The following is a 22,887-nucleotide window of genomic DNA, read 5'->3' as shown; positions in this document are numbered from 1 at the left end:
TTTGAATTTCCCGCATGTGCCGTTCGGCACTCATCTGTAATGACCAAGTTTGTATTTGTCACTGGCGGCGTCGTGTCTTCCCTGGGTAAAGGGATTGCCGCCGCGTCCCTGGCTGCGATCCTCGAATCGCGCGGCCTCAAAGTCACCCTCCTGAAGCTCGATCCCTACATCAACGTCGACCCCGGCACGATGAGTCCGTTGCAGCACGGTGAAGTGTTCGTCACCGATGACGGCGCCGAGACCGACCTCGACCTGGGCCACTATGAGCGTTTCATCTCGGCCAAGATGAAGAAGGTGAACAATTTCACCACCGGCCAGGTGTATGAATCGGTGATCCGCAAGGAACGCCGTGGCGAATACCTGGGCAAGACCGTCCAGGTGATCCCGCACATCACCAACGAGATCCAGGAATTCATCCATCGCGGCGCCGAAGGTTTCGAAGTGGCGCTGGTGGAAATCGGCGGCACCGTCGGTGACATCGAGTCGCTGCCCTTCCTGGAAGCCGCGCGCCAGCTGAGCCTGCGCTCCGGCCGCAACGCCACCGCCTTCGTCCACCTGACCCTGGTGCCGTTCCTGGCCTCGGCCGGCGAACTCAAGACCAAGCCCACCCAGCACAGCGTACAGAAGCTGCGCGAGATCGGCATTTCGCCCGACGCGCTGCTGTGCCGTGCCGACCGCCGCATTCCGGATGACGAACGCGACAAGATCTCGCTGTTCTCCAACGTTGCCGCCGACGCCGTCATTTCGGTGTGGGATGCCGATAGCATCTATAAGATTCCGCAGATGCTGCACGACCAGGGTTTGGATACCATCATCTGCGAAAAGCTGGGCCTGTCGCCCAAGCCGGCCGACCTGTCGATGTGGGACAAGCTGATCGATGCGCAGAACAATCCTTCGCACGAAGTCACCATCGGCATGGTTGGCAAGTATGTCGACCTGACCGAGTCCTACAAGTCGCTGACCGAAGCGCTGCGTCACGCCGGCATCCATACCGGCAGCCGCGTCAACATCGAGTACCTGGATTCGGAAGAAATCGAAGCCAACGGCACTGACAGCCTGGACAAGTACGATGCCATCCTGGTGCCGGGCGGCTTCGGCAAGCGCGGTGTGGAAGGCAAGATTGCCGCGGCCCGCTATGCCCGTGAAAACAAGGTCCCGTACCTGGGCATCTGCCTGGGCATGCAAGTGGCCCTGCTGGAATATGCGCGCAACAAGGCTGGCCTGTCCAAGGCCAACTCGACCGAGTTCGACCCGGATACCGAGCAACCGGTGGTGGCCCTGATCGACGAATGGCAGAACCATGACGGCAAGGTCGAGCGCCGCGACGCCAATTCCGACCTGGGCGGCACCATGCGCCTGGGTGCGCAGACCTGTGCGGTCAAGCCGGGTACCCTGGCTGCCGAGATCTACGGCGACAGCGTGACCGAACGTCACCGCCATCGCTATGAAGCCAACAACTTCTACCTGACCCGCGTGGAAGAAGCCGGCATGGTCGTCTCGGCCCGCACCCCGACCGAAGACCTGTGCGAAATCATGGAACTGCCGCGCACCGGGGAGAACGCTCACCCGTTCTACATCGGCGTGCAGTATCACCCGGAGTTCAAGTCCACTCCGCGTGATGGGCATCCGCTGTTCATTTCGTACATCCGTGCAGCGCTGGCGCACCACGCGGCCTTGAAGGGCCAGGCATAAGCTGCTGGCCTGATGCGTGAAACGGCTGCCGTCGGGCGGCCGTTTCAACATGGGCGCCCCGGCCACCGGGCCTGCACCCGCCAACAATTTTTAAAACCTCGATGGAGATCTGGAATGAGTGCAATCGTTGATATTATCGGCCGCGAAGTGATCGACTCGCGTGGCAATCCGACCGTGGAATGCGACGTGCTGCTGGAATCCGGCGTGCTGGGCCGCGCGGCTGTTCCTTCGGGCGCATCCACCGGTTCGCGCGAAGCGATCGAACTGCGTGACGGCGACAAGAGCCGCTATTTCGGCAAGGGCGTGCTGCAAGCCTGCGAAAACATCAACACCGAGATCTCGGAAGCCATCATGGGCCTGGATGCCAATGAGCAAGCCTTCCTGGACCGCACCCTGATCGACCTGGACGGCACCGAGAACAAGAGCCGCCTGGGCGCCAATGCCATGCTGGCCGTCTCGATGGCCGTGGCCAAGGCCGCTGCCGAAGAATCGGGCCTGCCCCTGTACCGCTACTTCGGCGGCAGCGGCTCCATGCAAATGCCGGTGCCGATGATGAACGTCATCAACGGCGGTGCCCACGCCGACAACAACCTGGATATCCAGGAATTCATGATCATCCCGGTCGGCGCACCGAGCTTCCGTGAAGCCCTGCGCTACGGCGCCGAGGTGTTCCACACCCTCAAGAAGATCCTGCATGACCGTGGCCTGGCCACGTCGGTTGGCGATGAAGGCGGCTTCGCTCCCAACGTCTCCAGTCACGAAGAAGCCATCAAGCTCATCATCGAAGCCATCGAGAAGGCCGGCTACGAGCCGGGTACCCAGATCGCCCTGGGCCTGGACTGCGCCGCTTCCGAGTACTACAAGGACGGCAACTATCACCTGGCCGGTGAAAACATGGTGCTGACCCCGGCGCAAAAGACCGGCCTGCTGGCCTCCTGGTGCGACAAGTACCCGATCATCAGCATCGAAGACGGCATGGCCGAGAACGACTGGGCCGGCTGGAAGCTGCTGACCGAGACCCTGGGCAAGAAGGTCCAGTTGGTGGGCGACGACCTGTTCGTCACCAACACCAAGATCCTGAAGGAAGGCATCGACAAGGGTATCGCCAACTCGATCCTGATCAAGATCAACCAGATCGGCACCCTGACCGAGACCTTCGCCGCCATCGAAATGGCCAAGCGTGCCGGCTACACCGCCGTGATCTCGCACCGTTCGGGCGAAACCGAAGACTCGACCATCGCCGATATCGCCGTGGGCATGAACGCCCTGCAGATCAAGACCGGCTCAATGTCGCGTTCGGACCGCATGGCCAAGTACAACCAGCTGCTGCGTATCGAGGAAGACCTGGGCGACATCGCCAGCTACCCCGGCCGCGCTGCGTTCTACAACCTGAAGTAAGAAGCTGGCGGCGCCGTCCTTTCGGCCGGCGCCGCACTGAAAGCTCCCGGCTATGCGCCTGATCATCCTTTGCCTGTCCTTCCTGCTGGTCGTCATCCAGTACCCGCTTTGGCTGGGCAAGGGTGGCTGGTTCAAGGTCTGGGAGCTTGATCGCCAGGTGCAACTGGCGCACAAGAAGAACGATGAACTCAAGGAGCGCAACGCCAAGCTGTCCTCCGAAGTGGACGACCTGAAGCAGTCCAAGGGGGCGGTGGAGGAACGTGCACGTTTCGAACTGGGCATGATCCGCCAGAACGAAATCTTCATCCAGCTGCTCGATGGCAGTTCCGGCAAGCCTGCGGCCGCCATCAATCCCAATCCCTACATGCCCGGTTCCGGGCAGCCCAACAGTGTCTCCGTGCCGGCCAATGCGCCGTCTACCGCTGGCCGTGTGGCCACGCGCTGAATCGCTGTCGTCTTTTCGTTCACATGCATCCTGATACCCCGCTGACCTGGCTGGGCCTCACCACTACGCCGCTGGAGCTGGTGTCCTTTGCGCTGGCCGTACTGACCGTCTGGCTCAACATCCGCCAGAATCATTGGGCGTGGCTGTTTTCCATCCTCTCCTCGCTGCTGTACGCGGCAGTCTTTGCCGATGCGCGCCTCTATGGCGATGCCGGCTTGCAGTTCGTCTTCGTGGCGGTGTCGGTCTGGGGGTGGAGCCAGTGGCTGCGCGGTGGCGAGGATCATCGTCCGCTGCAGGTGTCCAGGCTCGCCGCACGCGGCTGGACTGCCATGGCCATGAGCTGGTTGGCCGGGTGGCTGCTGCTGTCGTGGTTCCTGCAGCGCTATACGGATACCGACGTGCCGCACATGGATGGCTTCCTCACGGCGGGCAGCCTGGTGGGACAGTTCCTGCTCTCGCGCAAGAAGCTGGAAAACTGGCTGGTCTGGATTGCGGTGGACGTGCTCTACGTGGGCCTGTATCTCTACAAACACCTCACGCTGACTGCCATCCTGTATGCGCTGTTCGTGCTCATGGCCGCAGCCGGCTGGCGCAGCTGGCGCCGCGCGGCAGGCGGAAACAGCATTTGAAATGCCGGTGTGAAAAGTTATGGCGAGGGCGGCAGTCCCGGTAACTCCGCGGCTGGCGGATCGGCAAAGACGATGCGGTTCTTGCCGGCATTCTTGGCCTTGTACAGTGCTACATCGGTGCGCTTGAGCAGATCGGCCTGGCTCTCGCCCGGCTGATACACGGCCACACCGGCACTGAAGGTGATGAGCAGGCGCTGGCTTTCATGCATGAAGATGCGCTTGGTCAGTTCGCGCTGCACGCGCGTGATGATCTGCACCGCGTCCTGCGGGCTGGTCTCCGGCATGAGGATGACGAACTCCTCGCCGCCGAAACGCGCAATCACATCCAGCTTGCGCAGGGTTTCCCGGATCACCTGTACCAGGTGCACCAGCACTTCGTCGCCGGTGGCGTGACCATGTGTGTCGTTGATACGCTTGAAATCATCCAGGTCCAGCAAGGCCACGCACAGCGGCGTCTCCCGCCGCAAGGCGTTGGCGATCTCGCGATCGAGAGATTCATCCATGCCGCGCCGGTTGAGGCTGCCCGTCAACTGGTCTTCACGCACCAGTTCACCCATCTGCTGCAATTGCTGTTCCAGCGCCTGGATGCGCTCTTCAGCCTTTTCCACTTCCTGGCGCGCATCGACCATGGCGTCGCGCGAGCGGGTGGCTTCTTCCTGGGCCTTCTGCGTCTCGGTCATGATTTCGCTGAGCACGCTGTTCAGATCGGCGATGTTGCCGGCCTGGCTGATCTGCTGTGAGAAGCCGCGAATGGTGCGCTGGTAGTTGTCGGTGGTGGAGACCATGGCCGAAAGCCGGTCCACGAAGGTCAGCATCATGTTCTTGACCACCACTTTTTCTTCCGACAAGGTGTTCTTCAGCAGGCCCTGCTTGTAGATCACTTCCTTCAGGTTCTTGGTGGCGTCGGCCAGCGAGGTATTGCTCAACGGGCCGGCAATCAGGCTTTGTACCGTCTCGATCTGGCTCGACAGCCAGGATCCCTGTTCCAGCAGCCCGTTGATGTTTTCCAGCAGCAGCTGGAACAGGCGCATCAGCAATTCCTGCTGCTGGGCCATGTCGTCGGTCTTGAGCTCGATCTGGAAGCTCAACTGCTTGACGCGGGTGATGATCTCGTTCATCGCCTGCTCGGAGAACGCCATTTTGAGATCCTGGCCGCTGTTGCGCGATTCATTGGCCAGTTCCGGTGCGGTCGAGAGCAGCGAGGGCAGGTTGAAGACCAGGATGCGCGCCAGCATCTCGCGCAGCATCTTCTCCTTGATGCTGTCGCGGATGAATTGTCGTTCCAGGTCGATGGGGACCAGCTCGCCATGGGGCACGGCCGGCTTGGCCGGCACGATGGGGCGGCTTTGCCAGTTGGCGTCGGCGAACTCGATGAGCTGGCGTTCGAACTCGGTCCAGTCGCCGTTCTCGCGGGCGCGCACCAGGCGTGTGCCCAGCAGGCCGTTTTCACCCGGCTGCCGCGAGAGCTTGGTGGCGAAGGTGCTCAGTACCGACTCGGCAGTCACGCCCGGCATGCCGCCCTGGATTTCCTCATAGGCGATGCGGTAGGCATCCGGCGTGGGCGAGATGCGCCGGGCTCCGAGCCGCTGGAAAGCTTCTCGGGCAATCTCGACAGGCGTGAGCGTGGACGGTTTCTTGGACATGCCGGCTGGTGACTGTATTGTTGGTGTGATTGTCGTTGTGCGCGGGGATTTTCCTACGGTATCGGCGCAGGCAGGCTTTGCTTGAGCACGGCCATCCACCCCGGTCATCGCACAAACGCAGCCTCGTCTCCCCCCTAGGCCACAGTCCGTTGCCGCTCCCCGGCAGGGGGAGGCAAAAATGACAACTAATTGTACGTCAGCGCTTGTTCCGTGGATGCATTTAATAGGAGGAGAAAAGCCCCTTTCCAACTGGGAAGCCGGTGTTTCCCGTCAGGCGGGAGCGGGGCCTGCGCTCATTCCACCAGGTTGTTCTTCAGCGCGTAGTGCGTGAGTTCGGCGTTGTGACGCATCTTCATCTTGGCCAGTACGCGGGAGCGATACATGCTGATGGTCTTGACCGACAACAGCAATTCGGTAGCGATGTCGCTGACGGTCTTGCCGGAGGCGATCATGACCATGGTCTGGTATTCCCGGTCCGACAGCGTTTCATGCAGGGGCGTGTCGTGGTCGAAGCCGATCTGGTTGGCCAGTTCCTGTGCCAGCGAGGGGCTCACGTACTTGCGCCCGGCGGCGGCCTGGCGGATGGCCGCGAGCAGTTCGCCCGGGCTGGCCTGCTTGTTGAGGAAGCCGGCGGCACCGGCCTTGAGCGAGCGGATCGCGTACTGGTCTTCGCGGTGGATGGACAGGATCAGGACCGGCAGTTCCGGCTGTTCCTTGCGGATCTGCTTGAGGATGTCGATGCCGCTGCGGTCGGGCAGCACGATGTCCAGCAACATGACATCGCCATTGCCTTCGCGGGCCAGCTTGATGGCCTCCAGCCCGTTGGCGGCATTGCCGGCCACGATGATGTCCTTGCTGCCGGCGCAGATCTGGCGCAGGCCCTCGCGCACGATGGCGTGATCATCAGCGATGAGGACCTTGATGGCGGCGGTGGCTTTCTTGCTCATGGGCGGACTGCAAAACTCCTCGTGAAACCGTGCTGCGGGCTGCGGCGGGCGAGGGTGTATTCTATAGTGTTCATTCAGTGTGCGACAGGCAGGCGCACGCTCAGCAAGCTGCCGCCGCCAGGACGAGCTTCCAGCATCAGGCTGCCGCCCAATGCTGCTGCGCGCATACGCATGTTGGCCAAGCCGTGGCCCCCGCTGCGGCGCTGTTGATCCAGCCCGGCGTCCTGGGGTGGCAAGCCGATGCCATCGTCAGCTACCTCCAGGATGAGCTCTTCGCCCACAGCAAGGCTGACCTCCACCTTGCCTGCCTGCGCATGCCGAGCCACGTTGGCGAGTGCTTCGCGCAGGATGCGCAGCAGGCTCACGACCACAAAAGGCTCTTGCACGGATGGCGTATCGGGGCACTGTACGTGGCACTCCAGTGCAGTTTGTCGGCTGAAATGACGGCATTGCCAGCGCAGCGCGTCGGCCAGGCCGAATTCGACGACAGGCGGGTGCAGGTCATCGATGAGCCGTTCCATGCCCTCGCGCGCCTGGTCCAGCAATTGCTGCGCATAGTCGGCTTGCGGCAGGGCCGCATGCTGCTCGCGGGCCAGCTGCTCGCGCAGCAGGCCCAGTGCCATGCCGATGCCGGTCAGCTGTGCGCCCAGGTCGTCGTGCAGGTCGCGTGCGATGCGCGCGCGTTCTTCTTCACGCAGGCGTTGTTCATGGGAGAGGTCGGGGGCGGCAAGGGCAGACATGCAGGCGATGTGAATGAAGAATGCTGAATAATTCTTCATGATAGCCTTGCAGCACCGCAGGGTCACCCCCGCAGCATCGTGAGTTGCCCCGGCGCGGCCATCCGGGGGAAATACCGACGGTTCAGAAAAGGCGATGCATGCAGGTTTTCCCTCCGGGCAAAAAAATGAAAGAAAGGGCTTCCCAAACGGGAAAACTTGCTGCTATAATTTTGTTTTTCGCGGCTGTAGCTCAGCTGGATAGAGTACTTGGCTACGAACCAAGGGGTCGTGGGTTCGATTCCTGCCAGCCGCACCAGATATAAAGGGTCCATCGCAAGATGGGCCCTTTTGTCTTTTCTGCGCAGCTTTTTCGTCATGGCGCAGGCATCCGCCTTCAGTGATCACTTCCCCGCCAGCCTTCGCCGCATCGCCCCCGCAAGGGTGGCCGCCGGATTCAGAACGTCTTCTCACGATGCGCCATCATTTTCGAGCCACCTTGAATGTGTAGCCGCATTCCGGGCGGTCCCGTGCGCCTGGCTCGCAACGGCGCGCGCCGTCGGGTGTCATGCGACGTATTCGGGTTCAGTCCTGGGGAGAGGCGACAGGGAGCCAGCGCTGCACGGTTTGATTGACCAGCTGCATGAACTCGCGCGCATCTACCGGTTTGACCAGGTAGTCGTTGGCTCCGGCTTCACGCGAACGGGCGGCGTCGGTTTCGTCATACGAGGTAGCGAACATGATGACCGGCAGTGCGCGCGTATGGGGCTGGCTGCGCAGCATGTGCAGCAGATCCAGTCCTTCCATGCGCGGCAGGCGAGGTTCCAGCAGGATCAGGCACGGCAGGGTGTCGGGGTGCTGCAGTGCCTGGGGGCTGAAGATCGATTCCATGGCCCGTTCCGCATCCTCGAACCAGCCGAAGTCGCACTCCAGCTTGCTGCGCCAAAGGCTGAAGCGCGCCAGTTCCACCGACTCCGGGCTGGGATCGACCATCAATATGCTGGGGCGGGACATGCGTTATGTGCGGAACTGGGCGTTGTTTTTTGAATGTTGCATTTCTGGTTTTCGGCAAGTTTGACATAGCGGGATACAGAAATCCATTCCTGAATACTCACGCGCACGCCCGCTTGCGCCTTGGTCTACGCCGTGGCGCGATGGCGCATCGAGCGGCGGTTACCGCAGTGAGCTTACGTGAGAATTACAAAGCCAGCTTGATTGCTATCCCCATCCTCCATTCGCCGCGCTTGAGCGCCTCAGGACTGATTCATTAAATTTCTGAATGCCAGATATACGGGAATAAAATCTCGCACTGCAACATTAATGCGTTGCTGCTCGGCTATATTCCTGACAGCTGAGTCGTCTTTGGGGCGAATTTACCTCGAAAAAATCCTCGAGGGCGCAACAGCGATGCTTCCGGTGCATCGCACAAAAAATCCAAAAAATTGAAGGACATGAAGCTCAACAAGGGGAGTGCAATGAAGGTCTCGCCACGAGGAAACAGGAAGGCCTTGGTCATCGGGGGCGGGGCGCCCAATTCGACCTTGATCGCCGGGGCACTGGCTGCCTTCCTGGCGGAAGGGGTGGAGTTCGATGTCATCTCGGCCTCCGGCGCAGGCGTGCTCATGGGCTTGCTGGCCACTGCGCCACGCGATGCCTCGCCGCAGGCCGCGCTCATGCAATGGGCCGAAGTCGGCGTGGCCGACAGCATCTACAAGCTTTTCCCGGTCAACTACAAGGTCTTCAAGAAGCCAGGTGCCCAGGCCGAGAGCTATCGCGATGCGATGCTGAACCAGTTCCAGCAGATGCCGGGCCTGGCTGCCTCCCCCTTCGCGGCGATGTTCAGCCAGCATTTCGCCGACGCCTCGGCCAAGTGGAATGACTGGATGCACCTGATGATGTCGGCCTTGTCGCCCTCGGACCTGCATTCGGGCAGCCTCGGGCTGTGCGCCCACCTCCCGTTCCTGGAGCAGTCCATCGATTTTTCGGCCGTGCCGCGCATGGCTCCCGAGTTCTACATCAACGCCTACAACCTCGACCGCCATCGCATGCAGATCTGGAGCAAGGACCAGATCACCCCGGCGCACGTGCGGGCTTCACTGTCTTTCCCCTTCCTGTATGCGCCCACCGAGATCGACGGCGAACACTACATCGAGGGCGCGGCGCTGGATACGCTCAACTTCACTCCCTTCATCACCGATCCGGAGACCGGCATAGCGCCCGCCGGCGAGGTCGATACCCTGGTGGTACTGGACATCCTCGGGGAGGATCGCCTGATCCGCAAGCCCCGCAATCTCTATGATGCGTGGGTACGTTCCATCATCACGCCGCTGGTCAAGATCTCGCAGACCGAGCAACGCCTCTTCGAGCTGGAGCACAACCGTGATCCGCTCACCGGTGCGCCGTTGCGGCAGGTGCTCAAGGTTGACCTGATGGCCGGCGTACCGCAGGACCATTGGCCGCAGGTACTGGACTGGTCGGCCTCCAACATGCAGTTGCTGTTCCAGGTGGGCTATCGCGCGGGGGTGGATTTCTGCCGCCAGCACGGCGAGCTGCTCGGGGCGCAAGCGCAGGATGCGCCGCTGGCTGCTTGAGCGGAGCTGGTTGGCGGCGGACCCATTGCTTCATCCATTTTTCTTGTTCTGTAGCTGAACCCGCGTGCTGCGGCGCGCTTCATTTCCTTCGGTGAGTTTTCCATCATGACCATTACCAAGCGCCTCATCCTCACTCTCTCGACAGCCCTGCTGGCGCTGCTGTTCGTCGGTGCCGCCGGACTCTGGCAACTCCAGCGTGCGCAGCAGCGGCTGGAACTGATCCAGAACCGCATCATTCCCGGCATGGACAGCCTGAACCTGTTGAAGGGCTACCTGGCTGATTCGCGCCTGGCAGGCTATCGCCTGTCGGTGTTCGCCAACCTGCCCGACAAGACTGCTTTGCAAAAGGCGGTGGATGCCGCCAACAAGGCGCTGGATGACGAATTCGCCCACTACGAGCGCGATCTCATCTTCGATGAGAAGGACCGTGCCCTGATCAAGGCCGACAAGGCCAACATCGAGGCTTACCGCAAGGCCCTCGTGCCGTTCTTCGCGGCCGCTTACGCCAATGACATGGATGGCGTACGCGCCACGCTGCAGGCCGGCACGCCCCTGGCCGTGTCGGCTGCCGCTGCCAAGAAGGGCTTTGACGACCATATCCTGGTGGGCCGCCAGATGATCGATGCCGTCAAGCAGGAAAGCGATGCCGCCTACGCCTTCGCCCTGCGCGCGATGATCGCCGTGATCGTGGTGGCGGTGCTGCTGACTGCGGTGCTGGGCTTGCGCACCCTGCGCAGTGTCACGCGCAGCCTGGGCAAGATCCAGCAGACCTTCGAGCACGTCAGCCAGACCCTGGACCTGTCGCGCCCGGTGCCGGTGGAACGCATGGATGAAATCGGCCGTACCGCTGCCGCCTTCAACAAGCTGCTGGCCCGTATCGTCGAGGTGGTGGCCACGACCCGCAGTTCCACCGATTCGGTGACGGTCGCGGCGCGCCAGATTGCCGCCGGCAATGCCGACCTGTCGGCGCGCACCGAGCAGCAGGCTGCAGCCCTGGAGGAAAGCGCGTCCAGCCTGGAAGAACTGACCTCGGTGGTATTGCAGAATACCCAGAATGCGCGCCAGGCCAACGAACTGGCGCAATCGGCCTCGCACATTGCCTCGCAGGGCGGGGATGTGGTGCGCCAGGTGGTCGATACGATGAACTCCATCAATGCCTCCTCGCGCAAGATCGTCGACATCATTGCGGTCATCGATGGCATCGCCTTCCAGACCAACATCCTGGCCCTGAATGCCGCCGTTGAAGCGGCCCGCGCCGGTGAGCAGGGACGCGGCTTTGCGGTGGTGGCCTCGGAAGTGCGTTCACTGGCCCAGCGCTCGGCGGCCGCAGCCAAGGAAATCAAGGAATTGATCGACGATTCCGTGGACAAGGTCGGCAGCGGCAGCAAGCTGGTGGAGCAGGCGGGTGTGACCATGAGCGACATCGTCGACAGCGTCCAGCGCGTGACCCAGATCGTTGGCAACATCGCCGACGCCAGCGAAGAGCAGAGCGCCGGCATCACCCAGGTCAACCAGGCCATTTCGCAGATGGACCAGGGCACCCAGCAGAATGCCGCGCTGGTGGAGGAGGCGGCCGCCGCGGCCCTGGCCCTGCAGGGCCAGGCCGAGAAGCTGGAAAGCGTGGTGGCGGTCTTCAAACTGGAAGGGCGCGTGCCCGCAAGCTTGCGCACGGTGCAGGTTGCTCCCGCCCCTGGCCGTGCCCAGGTGTCGGCCGCACGCCCGGTGGCAGAGATGGAAGAGTTCTGAACCTGGCTGCGCGGCGGCGTCATGCCGCCTCCAGCCGCTTTGCCTGCCTCAAGCAACGCCCGGCCTGTGCCGGGCGTTTTTTCATCTTTGCCTGTTTTTACCTATCTGGTCAGCATTGCTGTGAAGGATTGAACTAAAGGGCGGGAGCCGGCTTCCCCAAAGGGTGATATACTTAATGCTAATCATTATCATTTGACCCACCTTGGAGAATACGCAATGATCGGTTTCAAGAAACTGGCTGTGGCCGCAGCGCTGAGCCTGTCCTTTGCCGGCGCCGCCTCGGCCGCCGAGTACCCCATCGGCAAACCGCAGATCCAGAACGGCTTTGAAGTCAACGCCGTCTATCTGCAGCCGGTGAAGATGGAACCGGACGGCATGATGCGCAAGGCTGAAGAATCCGACATCCACCTCGAAGCCGACATCCGCGCCGTCGCCAAGAACCCCAACGGTTTCGCCGAAGGTGACTGGATGCCCTACCTGGTCATCAAGTACGAACTGACCAAGGTCGGTTCCACCAAGTCCATCAAGGGCGACATGATGCCCATGGTGGCCAACGACGGTCCGCACTACGGCGACAACGTCAAGCTGGAAGGCCCGGGCAAGTACAAGCTCAAGCTGACCATCTCCTCGCCGCAAGCCAATGAACACGCGCACTTCGGCCGTCACGTCGACAAGGAAACCGGCGTCGGCCCGTGGTTCAAGACCTTCGAGCTGAGCTATGACTTCACCTTCGCCGGCATCGGCAAGAAGGGCGGCTACTAAGCTGGTCGGCGGATCTTGATCCAGACCGCACGTTTGCAGTGATGCGATGCCGGTCCGCGCCGTGATGGCGGACCGGCTTCACCGTTTTGAGAGTTCCGGAGTTTTCATGATCGCAAGAATCGTCCGACTGATCTGCCTGTCACTGGCCGCGATGGCCATGCTGGGCAGCGCCGCGCAGGCCAGCGCTTCCGACCTGCCGACCTTCAAGCTGGAGATGCAGGACGGCAAGCTCATTCCGCCGCGCATCGAAGTGCCGGCCGGACAGCGTATCAAGATCGAAGTGCACAACATCGGCAAGTCGGCCGCCGAGTTCGAAAGCGTCGAACTGCGCAAGGAAAAGGTGCTGGCACCGGGTGCCCAGTCCTTCGTGGTGATCGCCCCCTTGCGTCCGGGCGAATACAAGTTTTTCGATGACTTCCACCTCAACATGCCGCCCGGCGTGATCGTCGCCAAGTAAGAGGGGACGCGCGCAGGCTGTGCGCGAGCAGGGAAGTCCAGGTTTTCAGGAAGGGAAAGTTTGATGGGACAGGTCATGTTCATCGTCTGGCGCGAAAGCGTCGAGGCGCTTCTGGTGGTCGGCATCCTCTATGCCTGGCTGAAGAACGGCGATGTCGGCGCGCGACGCGGCATTCCCTATCTGTGGGGTGGCGTGGTGGCCGGCGTGGTCCTGGCGGGTGCCCTGGGCGCAGCGCTGCTGGGCTTTTCGGAACTGCTCTCGGGTGATGCGCAGACCTACTTCCAGATCGCCATCGTCCTCATTGCAGCAGTGCTGATCGTGCAGATGGTGTTCTGGATGCGCAAGCACGGCCGCACCTTGAAGAAGGAGATGGAAAGCTCCATGCAGTCCAGCTATGAAAGCGGCAACTGGTGGGGCGTGTTCGTGCTGGTGATGCTGGCGATCGCCCGCGAAGGCAGCGAGACCGCCGTCTTCCTCTACGGCATAGGCCTGGGCCAGCAGGATGCCAGTACGGCCTCGCTGGTGCTGGCCGGCGCAATCGGTTTCGGGCTGGCCTTCCTGACCTTCTATCTGCTGCAACTGGGCGGCAAGATCTTTTCCTGGCGCCGTTTCTTCCAGGTCACCGAAGTGATCCTGCTGCTGCTGGCCGCCGGTTTGCTGGTGACCGGCGTGGAAAAGCTGTTCGACGTATTGCTCGAAAGTTCGGACATGCTGGCCTCGGCCAACTGGACCATGACCCTGACCGGCCAGCTCTGGGATACCTCGGCGCTGCTGGATGATTCCACCACCCTGGGCAGCCTGGTCTCGACCCTGACCGGCTACCGCGCCCGTCCGGCGCTGCTGTCGGTGATCGTCTATGCGCTCTACTGGATTGTGGTATGTTCGGCCCTTTATCGAAAACCCCAGCCTCAGCTCAAGAGCAAGAGGCAGGAAGCCGTCTGAACCTCATGACAACCTGTACGCATTCGCCGACTCTGCTCACGCGTACCGGAGACTGGATGCGCCGCCATGGCGCATTCATCCGAGGCCTGCAATGGATCGTGGTGGCTGTCTATGCGCTGCTGATCCTGGTCCCGGTGTTCCTCCCGCTACCCGACGAGACCGCGCATCTCTGGTCCAACCTCACCCTGATCGCCCAGTTCGCTTTCTGGGGCATCTGGTGGCCCTTCGTGCTGGTCAGCATGGTACTGATGGGCCGGGTGTGGTGCGGGGTGCTCTGTCCGGAAGGAGCGCTGACCGAGTTCGCCAGCCGCCATGGTCGCGGACGCGCCATTCCCAAATGGGTGCGCTGGGGCGGCTGGCCCTTCGTCGCCTTTGCCCTGACCACCGTCTATGGCCAGATGGTCAGCGTCTACCAGTATCCCAAGGCGGTGCTGCTGGTGCTGGGCGGCTCCACGGTCGGTGCCATGATCATCGGCTACCTGTATGGCCGCGACAAGCGCGTCTGGTGCAAGTACCTGTGCCCGGTCAATGGCGTCTTCGGCCTGCTGGCCAAACTGGCCCCGGTTCACTACAAGGTGAATGAAGATGCATGGCGCGCCTCCTATCACCCCGAGCACAAGATCATTCCCATCAATTGCGCGCCGCTGGTCCCCTTGCGCAATATGAAGGGGGCTTCCGACTGCCACATGTGCGGCCGCTGCAGCGGTCATCGTGATGCGATTGCCCTGAGCTTCCGTCCGCCTGCGGTGGAGGTGGTGCACTTCGGCAAGACCCAGAACAACCTGTGGGAAAGCGCCCTCGTCCTCTACGGCCTGCTGGGCATCGCCATCGGTGCCTTCCACTGGACGGTGAGTCCCTGGTTCATCGCCATCAAGCAGGACATCGCCACCTGGCTGATCGACCGCGACATCATGTGGCCCTTCGGCACGCAGGCGCCGTGGTGGCTGCTGACCAATTATCCGCAGCAAAGCGATGTCTTCACCTGGCTCGATGGCGCCATGGTCGTCGGCTACATCCTTACCACCGGCCTGGTGCTGGGTACCAGCGTCGCAGTCATGTTCGGCCTGGCCACCCGCCTGCTGGGCAAGTGGGAGTGGAGCCGCTTCAACCACCTGGTGCAGGCATTGATCCCGCTGGCCGGCTGCGGTGTCTTCATCGGCCTGTCGGCGACCACCATCAGCCTGCTGCGGGCCGAGCACTGGCCGGTGTACTGGGCCAACGATGTGCGCGCGGCACTGCTCACGGCCATGACCCTGTGGAGCCTCTGGCTGTGCTGGAAAGTGGTGGCACGCCATGCGACCCATTGGGTTCAGCACATACTGGCCATGCTGCCGTTGATCGGTGGCCTGGCGCTGGTCAACACTGCCTGGTGGCTGATGTTCTGGGGCTGGTAAGCATTTCCTGGAAGTACCGATGTGAAGTAAAACGGCAGGCTTGCTCGCAAGCCTGCCGTTTTTATTTGCGCCTTATTTGATCTCGGGACTCGCAGGCTATGTGAAGTTGGCGACCGAAGCAGTACAATCGCTGCCTTTTCAAGCCAATTGCCGGAGTTTTTACATGAGCACCTTGCCCGCCTGTCCCCAATGCCAGTCCGAATTCACCTATGAGGACGGCAGCCAGTTCGTCTGCCCCGAATGTGGCCACGAGTGGAGCGCCCAGGCCGCTCCCGCCGAGCAGGCCCGCGTCTGGCGCGATGCCTCGGGCAACGTGCTGCAGGATGGCGATACCGTCACCGTCATCAAGGACCTGAAGTTGAAGGGCGGTGGGGGCGTGGTCAAGATGGGTACCAAGGTCAAGAATATCCGCCTGGTCGAGGGTGATCACGACATCGACTGCAAGATCGACGGTTTCGGCTCCATGGGCCTGAAGACTGAATTCGTGCGCAAGGCCTGATCTTAGCCAGCCTCATGAGCGGGCCCTGCAAGACCGGCCCGCTCTCACGTAGAATGGCGGTTTGCCTGCAGCCTATGTATACATAAGCCTGCGGGCCTTCGATCACGACAACAACGAAACCGCCATGGCCCGTCCCCGCTTCCTGCCCGATAACATGACCCTGATGCTGCTGGCCGTCGTGCTGACCGCATCCTTCCTTCCCTGTACCGGCCAGGTGGCCGAAGCCTTCGATGGGCTGACGACCTTCATGATCGGCTTGCTGTTCTTCATGCACGGCGCCAAGCTCTCGCGGGAAGCCGTGGTGGCCGGGTTCACGCACTGGAAGCTGCATGTCACCGTACTGCTGTGCACCTTTGCGCTGTTCCCGCTCATCGGCCTGGCCCTCAAACCGGTGCTGCTGCAATTCATCACGCCAGAGCTGTATCTCGGGCTGCTGTTCCTGTGCGTACTGCCGTCCACGGTGCAATCATCCATCGCCTTCACCTCGGTGGCGCGCGGCAATGTGCCGGCAGCCATCTGTGCGGCCTCGGCGTCCAACCTGCTGGGGATCTTCCTGACGCCGCTGCTGGTGGGCGTGCTGGTGGTGGCCCATGATGGCGGCGGGCATTCCTCGCTCGATTCCATCCTGAAAATCGTTTATCAATTGTTGCTGCCCTTCGTGGCCGGCCAGATCGCGCGTCCCTTCATCGGCCGCTGGGTCGAGCGCAACAAGTCCTGGCTCAAGTTCGTCGACCAGAGCTCCATCCTGCTGGTGGTCTATGTGGCCTTCAGCGAGGCGGTGGTGCAGGGCCTGTGGCACCAGGTCCCGGTGTCGATGCTGGTGGCGCTGCTGGTCATCAATGCGGTGCTGCTGGCCATCATCATGGGACTGACCACCTTCGGCAGCCGCCGCTTGGGCTTCAACAAGGAGGATGAAATTACCATCGTCTTCTGCGGCTCCAAGAAAAGCCTGGCCTCGGGCGTGCCCATGGCCAAGGTGCTGTTCTCCAGCGGTGCCATCGGCATGGTGCTGTTGCCGGTGATGCTGTTCCACCAGATCCAGCTGATGGTGTGCGCCGTCATGGCCGCGCGGTATGGGGCACGTGATGAACAGGTGAAGGCGGCCGTGGCCACCGAAAGCGGCGGTGACTGATCCTGCAGGACGCTTTCTCGACCAAAAAAATGACCGGCTTGCCGGTCATTTTTTTGCCTGTGCGGCGCAAGTTTTTTTCGACTCAGGGCGCCGGATTGGGCTGCTTGCGATGGATGGCTTCGATGCCGGCCAGTACCTCGTCGCTCAGTTGCACCTGGGCGCTGTCGATATTGCTGCGCAGCTGTTCCAGTGTGGTCGCGCCGATGATGTTGGAGGTCAGGAAGCGGCGGCTGTTGACATAGGCCAGCGCCATCTGGGCCGGATCCAGGCCGTGCTGGCGTGCCAGCGCCACGTATTGCGCGGTGGCGTTTTCCGCTTGCGGATTGGTATAGCGCACGAAGCGTTCGAACAGCGTCAGGCGGCCACCGGCCGGGCGCGCACCGTCCAGGTATTTGCCGCTCAACATGCCGAAAGCCAGCGGCGAGTAGGCCAGCAGGCCGACCTGCTCACGATGGGCGAATTCAGCCAGGTTCACTTCGAAGCTGCGGTTGAGCAGATTGTAAGGATTCTGGATGGTGACGATGCGCTCCAGTCCGTGCTGCTCGGCCGCGCGCAGGAATTGCGCCACGCCCCAGGCGGTTTCGTTGGACAAGCCGATGGTGCGGATCTTGCCGGCCTTCACGAATTCGGAGAGCACCGTCAGTGTCTCTTCGATGGGCACGGTGGTTTCGTCTTCCACATGCTCGTAGCCCAGCTGGCCGAAGCTGTTCACGCTGCGGTCGGGCCAGTGCAGCTGGTACAGGTCCACGTGATCCAGTTGCAGGCGCTCCAGGCTGCCATGCAGTGCATCGGTCAGGCCCTTGCGGTCCAGGTCATTGATGCCGCCGCGAATGTGGCGGGGGTTGTGCGGCTTGCGGGCCGGGCCGGTGCATTTGGTAGCGATGAGCAACTGGTCACGCTTGCCGGATTTCTTGAGCCAGGTGCCGAGATAACGTTCGGTGAGTCCTTGTGTTTCCGCCTTGGGCGGGACCGGATACATTTCGGCGGCGTCGATCAGGGTGATGCCGCGTTCGACGGCATAGTCCAGTTGCGAGTGGGCGTCGGCTTCGGTGTTCTGCTCGCCCCAGGTCATGGTCCCCAGGGTGATGAGGCTGACCTTGAGGTCGGTGCGGCCGAGTTGGCGGTACTGCATGCGGATTCTCCTTGTAATGCGCAGGCAGGGACGGGGCGCCTCCTGCCGGCTGGCGCGGGATCGGGTAGTATAGCGGCGCCCGTCCTGCCTTGCAGGGCAGGGCCGCAGCGGCGCCAAGACCGCGCGCGCCAGCCCGGTTGCTGCTTGCAGTGCCGGACTCCATTACGCCAGAACACCGCCTTCCCCTACACGAGACATGTCATCCACTTCCCCCAGCGCGACCCCCGATGATGCCGCCGAGCCGCTGCGTCATCACACCCCCTTCAAACTTTTCTGGTGCGCCAGCGTGGCCTCCACCATCGCCTTGCAGATGCAGATCGTCGCGGTCGGCTGGCAGGTCTACCAGCTCACCCACAGTGCCTTCGATCTCGGCATCGTGGGCCTGGTGCAGTTCATCCCTTCGTTGATCCTGGTCTTTGTGGTGGGTCATGTGGCAGACCGCTTTGATCGCCGCAACGTCGCGCGCGTCAGTTCGCTGGTGGAAGCCGCCGCTGCCGCCACGCTGGCAGTGGGCAGCCTGCAGGGCTGGCTCAGCCGCGAGATGATTTTCGCAATCGTGGCCGTCATTGGCGCGGGCCGGGCCTTTTCCAAGCCGACCATGTCGGCCCTGCTGCCCAGCCTGATGTCGCCCAAGGCCTTGCCGGGCGCCGTGGCGGGCTCGGCCTCGGCGACACAGTTCGCCATCATCATCGGCCCGGCATTGGGCGGCTTTCTCTACGTGGCTGGGCCGGCCGTGGTGTATGCCAGCAGTTGCGCGCTGTTCATCGCCTGCAGCGTCCTGTTGTCGCTGATCCGGCGTCCGGCCCAGGTGGCGGCGGCCCAGACTGCACCGGCCAAGCCGACCGGGGCCAGTCTGTCGTCGGTGTTCGCAGGACTGGCTTTCATCCGCAGCAAGCCCGCCATCTTCGGTGCCATCTCGCTGGACATGTTTGCCGTGCTGCTCGGTGGTGCCACCGCCTTGCTGCCGGTCTTTGCCAACGACATCCTGCATACCGGTGCGGTCGGCCTGGGGCTGCTGCGCTCGGCACCGGCAGCCGGGGCCTTGATCGTGGCGTTGCTGCTGGCGCGCTTTCCCCTGGGTGGCCGGGTAGGGCGCACCATGTTCATGGCCGTGGCCGTGTTCGGGCTGGCCACCATCGTCTTCGGCCTGTCGCGCTCCTTCCCGCTGTCGCTGGCCGCGTTGGCGGTTCTGGGCGCGGCTGACATGATCAGCGTGGTGGTGCGCTCCTCCTTCGTCCAGCTGGAAACGCCCGATGCCATGCGCGGCCGGGTCTCGGCCGTCAATTCGGTCTTCATCGGAACGTCCAATCAGCTTGGCGAATTCGAATCGGGGCTCACCGCCGCCTGGTTCGGGGCGGTACCGGCCGTGCTCATCGGTGGTATCGGCACGCTGCTGATCGTGCTGCTGTGGATGCGCCTGTTCCCCTCGCTCTACCAGGTCGACCGCCTGGCTGCACGGCAGTCTTGAAGCCGGCAGCAAGCGGCCAGGCGCTTACGGCGGATCGCCCTCGGTCACCAGCGCCTGGCTGGGCTGGCGCGTGAGCTCCTGCTGCAACAACAGCATCTGCAGGAACTGCGCGTAGGGAACCGGCTTGCTGAAGTAATAGCCCTGGTACTCATCCGAGCCGAACTCGCGCAGGGCCCGCAGCTGTTTCTCGGTCTCCACGCCTTCGGTCACCACCTTCAGGTTCAATGCATGGCTCATGGCGATGATGGCCTGCACGATGGCGCTGCTGTTGGCGTCGTCGGGAATGTCATTGATGAAGGATTTGTCGATCTTCAGCGTATTGACCGGGAAACGCTTCAGGTAAGCCAGCGAGGAATAGCCGGTGCCGAAGTCGTCAATCGAAATGGTGAAGCCCTCTGCGCGGATGCCATCCATGATTGCAATGGCGCGGTCGCGGTTGTGCATCACCATGCTCTCGGTGATCTCGAACTCCAGGCAGGCTGGCGGCGTTGCGTGGCGCTGGACCACGCTCTTGATGTCGTCCAGCAGGTGTTCGTCGCCGAACTGGCTGCCGGTCAGGTTGATGGAAATGCGACCGCACACCAGGTCGCGTTCCAGCATCAGCCCGATGTCCCGGCACGCCTCTTCCAGTACGATCAGGCCGATCTGGTCGATCAGCCGGGTCTCTTCAGCCAGCGGAATGAATTCACCCGGCGGCACCAGGCCGCGCACCGGATGCTGCCAGCGCACCAGCGCTTCCGCACCCACGATGCCACCGGTGGCCAGGTTGATCTTGGGCTGGTAGTGCACCACGAATTCGCCCCGCTCGATGGCACGGCGCAGTTCGGCTTCCATGGCGATGCGCTCCACCGTGTTGGTGTTGACCTCGTCTGAGAAGAAGCGATAGTCATCCTTGCCATGGTGCTTGGCGCGGTACATGGCGATGTCGGCGTTCTTGATCAGGGTTTGCGCATTGTCGCCATCGCCCGGATAGGTGGCGATGCCGATACTGGCCGAGAGCATGGCTTCCTGGCCATCGATGATGAAGGGCTTGCGTGCCTCGGTCAGCAGCTTCTGGGCGATCTCGCCCAGCTGCAGCGGATCGTCGAAGTCATCCACCAGCACGATGAATTCATCCCCGCCCACGCGCGCCAGGATGTCCAGTTCACGCAGGGTATTGCGGAAGCGCTGGGCGATCTCCTGCAGCACGGCTTCGCCGGCCTCGTGGCCAAAGGTATCGTTGATGTTCTTGAAGCGGTCCAGGTCCATCAGCAATACCGCCACCATGCCGTTGCGGTGTTCGGCGTGGGTGATGGCGTTGGAGACGTGCTGGGTGCACAGGAAGCGGTTGGGCAGTCCGGTGAGCTCGTCGTAGTGCGCCAGGTGGCGGATGCGCTCGTCGGCGCGGCGGCTCTCGATGGCCACGCTGGCCAGGTCGGCGGCGATATTGGCCAGTTGCAGGTATTCGTTGCTGGGGGCCTGGTTTTCCTTGAGCAGGGCGGCGAACACGCCCAGCAACTGGCCCTCCTTGCCCATGATGGGCCAGGCGCCGCAGGAAGGGTAGACCTCCACGTCGATGAGTACCCGCAGATGCTCGGTCACCGGATCGCGCGCGATGTCGGTGACGATGCAGGGGCCGCGCCGCAGGGCCGCTTCCGCGCCGACGCCGCAGCCGTGGCGGATCGGCATGCCCTGCAAGGCGCGCAGCAGGCGCGGCGGGTAGCGGCGGCTCAGCACCGAGGTAAAGTGCGAAGCCTGTTCATTGACCAGCATCACGCAACTGGCCCCATAGGGCAGCTGGGCATCGGCAAAACCGACGATCTCGTTGAGGATGCCGTCGAGGTCGTCATCGGCCATCACCATGTGCAGGACACGGTTCTGTTCGCTCTGCAGCAGCTCGGCGCGTTTGCGGGCGCTGATGTCGCGCAGGATGGCGAAGATCGCATAGCCGCGCTCGAACTCGGCGCGGTTCAAGGTGACGTCGGTGTGGATGATCTTGTTGCGGCGGACCGTGACCCATTCGAACTGCTGGGGTTGTCCTGCCAGGACCCGCCCGACCAGTTCATCGATGTCCGGCTGCTCAGACTGGCGCGCTTTCTGGCGCGAGAACAGCCCAACCTTGCGGCCGATGATGCGCTCCTTGTCCGGCACCCCGAAAAAGCGCAGCGCCGCCGCATTGCAGTCCAGGTAGCGCAGTTCGGAGGAAATGAGCACGATGGGATCGCTGCCTTCTTCGTAGAGCTTGCGGTAGCGGTATTCACTGGAGGAGAGCGCATGGTCCAGGCGGCGCTGGTAGCGGTAATACACCAGGAAGGCAATGAGCGCGATCAGGATGAAGCCCAAGATGCCGGTGGCCAGGAGGATGCGGTTTTCGGTCCGGCTGCGCCAGGGCGCCAGCACATCGTCCATGCGCCGCGCATAGACAGCCACCAGTGACCATTTGTCCAGCCGCTTGTAGGAGAACAGCAGCGGCTCGCCGGTCAGGTGCGAGATCTCCTCGAACGCGCCTTCCTCGGCGCCGGCGCGGATGCGCGCCATGCTCTTGGCGTCGGCCAGGCTGATACTGAGCCAGCGCTCCTCGAAGGGCGAGCGCAACATCATCGATCCGCTGTCGGTACGCAGTGAAACGATGGCCTCGAAATTGGTGATGCGCTTGTAGAAGTCAAAGAAGGTCGCCGCCTTCAGTTCGGCCACCAGCAGTCCGATGGGCCGGCTGCTGCTGTCGTAAAGGTTCATCGCCACCGGCAGTACCAGCTCCCGGTTGTAGCGGCTGCGCATGAGCTGTCCGACGAACAGGCCAGGCCGGGCCGGATTGCCATCCACATGGGTCAGCTTGTGGTCTTCCGGGATGCTGGTGGTATCGAGGGCGCGCAGGGAGCTGGCGCGGGTATTGCCATTGCGGTCGATGTAGCGCAGCACCATCACCGTGGGCAGGCGCTGCTGCATGACCGACAGCAAGCGGTACAGGCCCTGGTCATCGTCGAGCAGGTCGGGCCCGGCGCCATGGATGTGTTCAGCCCCCGACCAGAGCAACTGGTCGAGCTCACCGAAGATGCGTTCGGCATGCTCCTGCACGCTGCGCACGGCCGCCATCGAGCTGGCGCGTTCGGCGTCGATGGTCAGCTGGCGGTCCTGGCGGATTTCCCACCAGGTCTGCACCACGATGAACGACCCGACGAAGCCGACAAAGAGCAGCAAGGTCTTCAGGGTAGTGCCTGGGCGTCCCGGCGATTTTTTCTGTTTTCCCATGTGACCGATATCACATCACCTGTCGTTAGGCAGCGGATCGCTGCACGTCCCTTGGCCCGGAAAGAC

19 protein-coding genes and 1 tRNA gene are annotated in these 22,887 nt (G+C 62.5%); 14 read left to right on the top strand and 6 right to left on the bottom strand.

Going from position 1 to position 22,887, the window contains the following annotated elements; translation table 11 throughout:
* Nucleotides 1-39 precede the first annotated feature (39 nt).
* The 4 genes from FYB76_RS22860 (at nt 40) to pnuC (ending at nt 4,164) form a co-directional block, all read left to right on the top strand.
* On the top strand, nt 40-1,692 hold the full coding sequence (locus tag FYB76_RS22860; protein ID WP_154135161.1) for a CTP synthase: 1,653 nt from the start codon (nt 40-42) through the stop codon (nt 1,690-1,692).
* Nucleotides 1,693-1,806: 114 nt separating this feature from the next.
* Nucleotides 1,807-3,090, top strand: a complete 1,284-nt coding sequence (eno, locus tag FYB76_RS22855; protein ID WP_013234743.1) for a phosphopyruvate hydratase — start codon at nt 1,807-1,809, stop codon at nt 3,088-3,090.
* Between the two features lie 52 nt (nt 3,091-3,142).
* Complete coding sequence (gene ftsB, locus FYB76_RS22850; RefSeq protein ID WP_088753496.1) at nt 3,143-3,535, top strand: cell division protein FtsB; 393 nt, start codon at nt 3,143-3,145, stop codon at nt 3,533-3,535.
* 23 nt (nt 3,536-3,558) lie between these two features.
* The gene (pnuC, locus tag FYB76_RS22845; protein ID WP_154135160.1) at nt 3,559-4,164 is read left to right on the top strand and encodes a nicotinamide riboside transporter PnuC; all 606 of its coding nucleotides are present in this window, start codon (nt 3,559-3,561) and stop codon (nt 4,162-4,164) included.
* Nucleotides 4,165-4,181: 17 nt separating this feature from the next.
* Here the strand turns inward: pnuC and FYB76_RS22840 are convergent, their stop codons facing one another.
* From FYB76_RS22840 to FYB76_RS22830, 3 genes are all read right to left on the bottom strand, one after another.
* Nucleotides 4,182-5,807 carry a GGDEF domain-containing protein gene (locus FYB76_RS22840; RefSeq protein WP_088753498.1) on the bottom strand — a complete coding sequence of 542 codons (1,626 nt, stop codon included), beginning with the start codon at nt 5,805-5,807 and terminating at the stop codon, nt 4,182-4,184.
* A gap of 293 nt (nt 5,808-6,100) precedes the next feature.
* Nucleotides 6,101-6,754: a response regulator transcription factor gene (locus tag FYB76_RS22835; protein WP_088753499.1), complete on the bottom strand. Its 654-nt coding sequence runs from the start codon at nt 6,752-6,754 to the stop codon at nt 6,101-6,103.
* 74 nt (nt 6,755-6,828) lie between these two features.
* Nucleotides 6,829-7,533: a sensor histidine kinase gene (locus FYB76_RS22830; RefSeq protein ID WP_229297069.1), complete on the bottom strand. Its 705-nt coding sequence runs from the start codon at nt 7,531-7,533 to the stop codon at nt 6,829-6,831.
* Between the two features lie 179 nt (nt 7,534-7,712).
* Here FYB76_RS22830 and FYB76_RS22825 point away from each other — a divergent pair.
* Nucleotides 7,713-7,789: transfer RNA gene (locus FYB76_RS22825), tRNA-Arg, on the top strand.
* Nucleotides 7,790-8,055: 266 nt separating this feature from the next.
* On the opposite strand, the gene FYB76_RS22820 is transcribed toward FYB76_RS22825, so the two are convergent.
* On the bottom strand, nt 8,056-8,484 hold the full coding sequence (locus FYB76_RS22820; RefSeq protein WP_088753500.1) for a response regulator: 429 nt from the start codon (nt 8,482-8,484) through the stop codon (nt 8,056-8,058).
* 437 nt (nt 8,485-8,921) lie between these two features.
* On the opposite strand from FYB76_RS22820, the gene FYB76_RS22815 reads away from it, so the two are divergent.
* From FYB76_RS22815 to FYB76_RS22780, 8 genes are all read left to right on the top strand, one after another.
* Nucleotides 8,922-10,061, top strand: coding sequence for a patatin-like phospholipase family protein (locus FYB76_RS22815; protein WP_229297068.1), 1,140 nt, complete (start codon nt 8,922-8,924; stop codon nt 10,059-10,061).
* A gap of 105 nt (nt 10,062-10,166) precedes the next feature.
* Nucleotides 10,167-11,807, top strand: a complete 1,641-nt coding sequence (locus FYB76_RS22810) for a methyl-accepting chemotaxis protein (RefSeq protein ID WP_154135158.1) — start codon at nt 10,167-10,169, stop codon at nt 11,805-11,807.
* Nucleotides 11,808-12,023: 216 nt separating this feature from the next.
* Nucleotides 12,024-12,569, top strand: a complete 546-nt coding sequence (locus FYB76_RS22805; RefSeq protein WP_088753503.1) for an iron transporter — start codon at nt 12,024-12,026, stop codon at nt 12,567-12,569.
* A 106-nt stretch (nt 12,570-12,675) separates the two neighbouring features.
* Nucleotides 12,676-13,026, top strand: a complete 351-nt coding sequence (locus tag FYB76_RS22800) for a cupredoxin domain-containing protein (RefSeq protein ID WP_034330602.1) — start codon at nt 12,676-12,678, stop codon at nt 13,024-13,026.
* Between the two features lie 63 nt (nt 13,027-13,089).
* Nucleotides 13,090-13,968 (top strand): FTR1 family protein, encoded by an 879-nt coding sequence (locus FYB76_RS22795; protein ID WP_154135157.1) that lies wholly within the window; start codon nt 13,090-13,092, stop codon nt 13,966-13,968.
* 56 nt (nt 13,969-14,024) lie between these two features.
* Nucleotides 14,025-15,362 carry a 4Fe-4S binding protein gene (locus FYB76_RS22790; protein ID WP_154135175.1) on the top strand — a complete coding sequence of 446 codons (1,338 nt, stop codon included), beginning with the start codon at nt 14,025-14,027 and terminating at the stop codon, nt 15,360-15,362.
* 163 nt (nt 15,363-15,525) lie between these two features.
* Entirely contained in the window at nt 15,526-15,861 is a 336-nt protein-coding gene (locus FYB76_RS22785) for a zinc ribbon domain-containing protein YjdM (RefSeq protein ID WP_034330597.1), read from the top strand.
* Between the two features lie 124 nt (nt 15,862-15,985).
* Entirely contained in the window at nt 15,986-16,993 is a 1,008-nt protein-coding gene (locus tag FYB76_RS22780; protein ID WP_088753629.1) for a bile acid:sodium symporter family protein, read from the top strand.
* 82 nt (nt 16,994-17,075) lie between these two features.
* On the opposite strand, the gene FYB76_RS22775 is transcribed toward FYB76_RS22780, so the two are convergent.
* A complete protein-coding gene (locus FYB76_RS22775) occupies nt 17,076-18,125 on the bottom strand; it encodes an NADP(H)-dependent aldo-keto reductase (RefSeq protein ID WP_154135156.1) in 1,050 nt (349 codons plus the stop codon).
* A gap of 196 nt (nt 18,126-18,321) precedes the next feature.
* On the opposite strand from FYB76_RS22775, the gene FYB76_RS22770 reads away from it, so the two are divergent.
* The gene (locus FYB76_RS22770) at nt 18,322-19,593 is read left to right on the top strand and encodes an MFS transporter (RefSeq protein ID WP_154135155.1); all 1,272 of its coding nucleotides are present in this window, start codon (nt 18,322-18,324) and stop codon (nt 19,591-19,593) included.
* 24 nt (nt 19,594-19,617) lie between these two features.
* On the opposite strand, the gene FYB76_RS22765 is transcribed toward FYB76_RS22770, so the two are convergent.
* A complete protein-coding gene (locus tag FYB76_RS22765; protein ID WP_088753508.1) occupies nt 19,618-22,821 on the bottom strand; it encodes an EAL domain-containing protein in 3,204 nt (1,067 codons plus the stop codon).
* Nucleotides 22,822-22,887: the final 66 nt, after the last annotated feature.

It is taken from the genome of Herbaspirillum sp. CAH-3 (genome assembly GCF_009668275.1).
Taxonomy (GTDB): Bacteria; Pseudomonadota; Gammaproteobacteria; order Burkholderiales; family Burkholderiaceae_D; genus Herbaspirillum; species Herbaspirillum aquaticum.
This window is presented reverse-complemented; position numbering and strand designations above follow the sequence as displayed.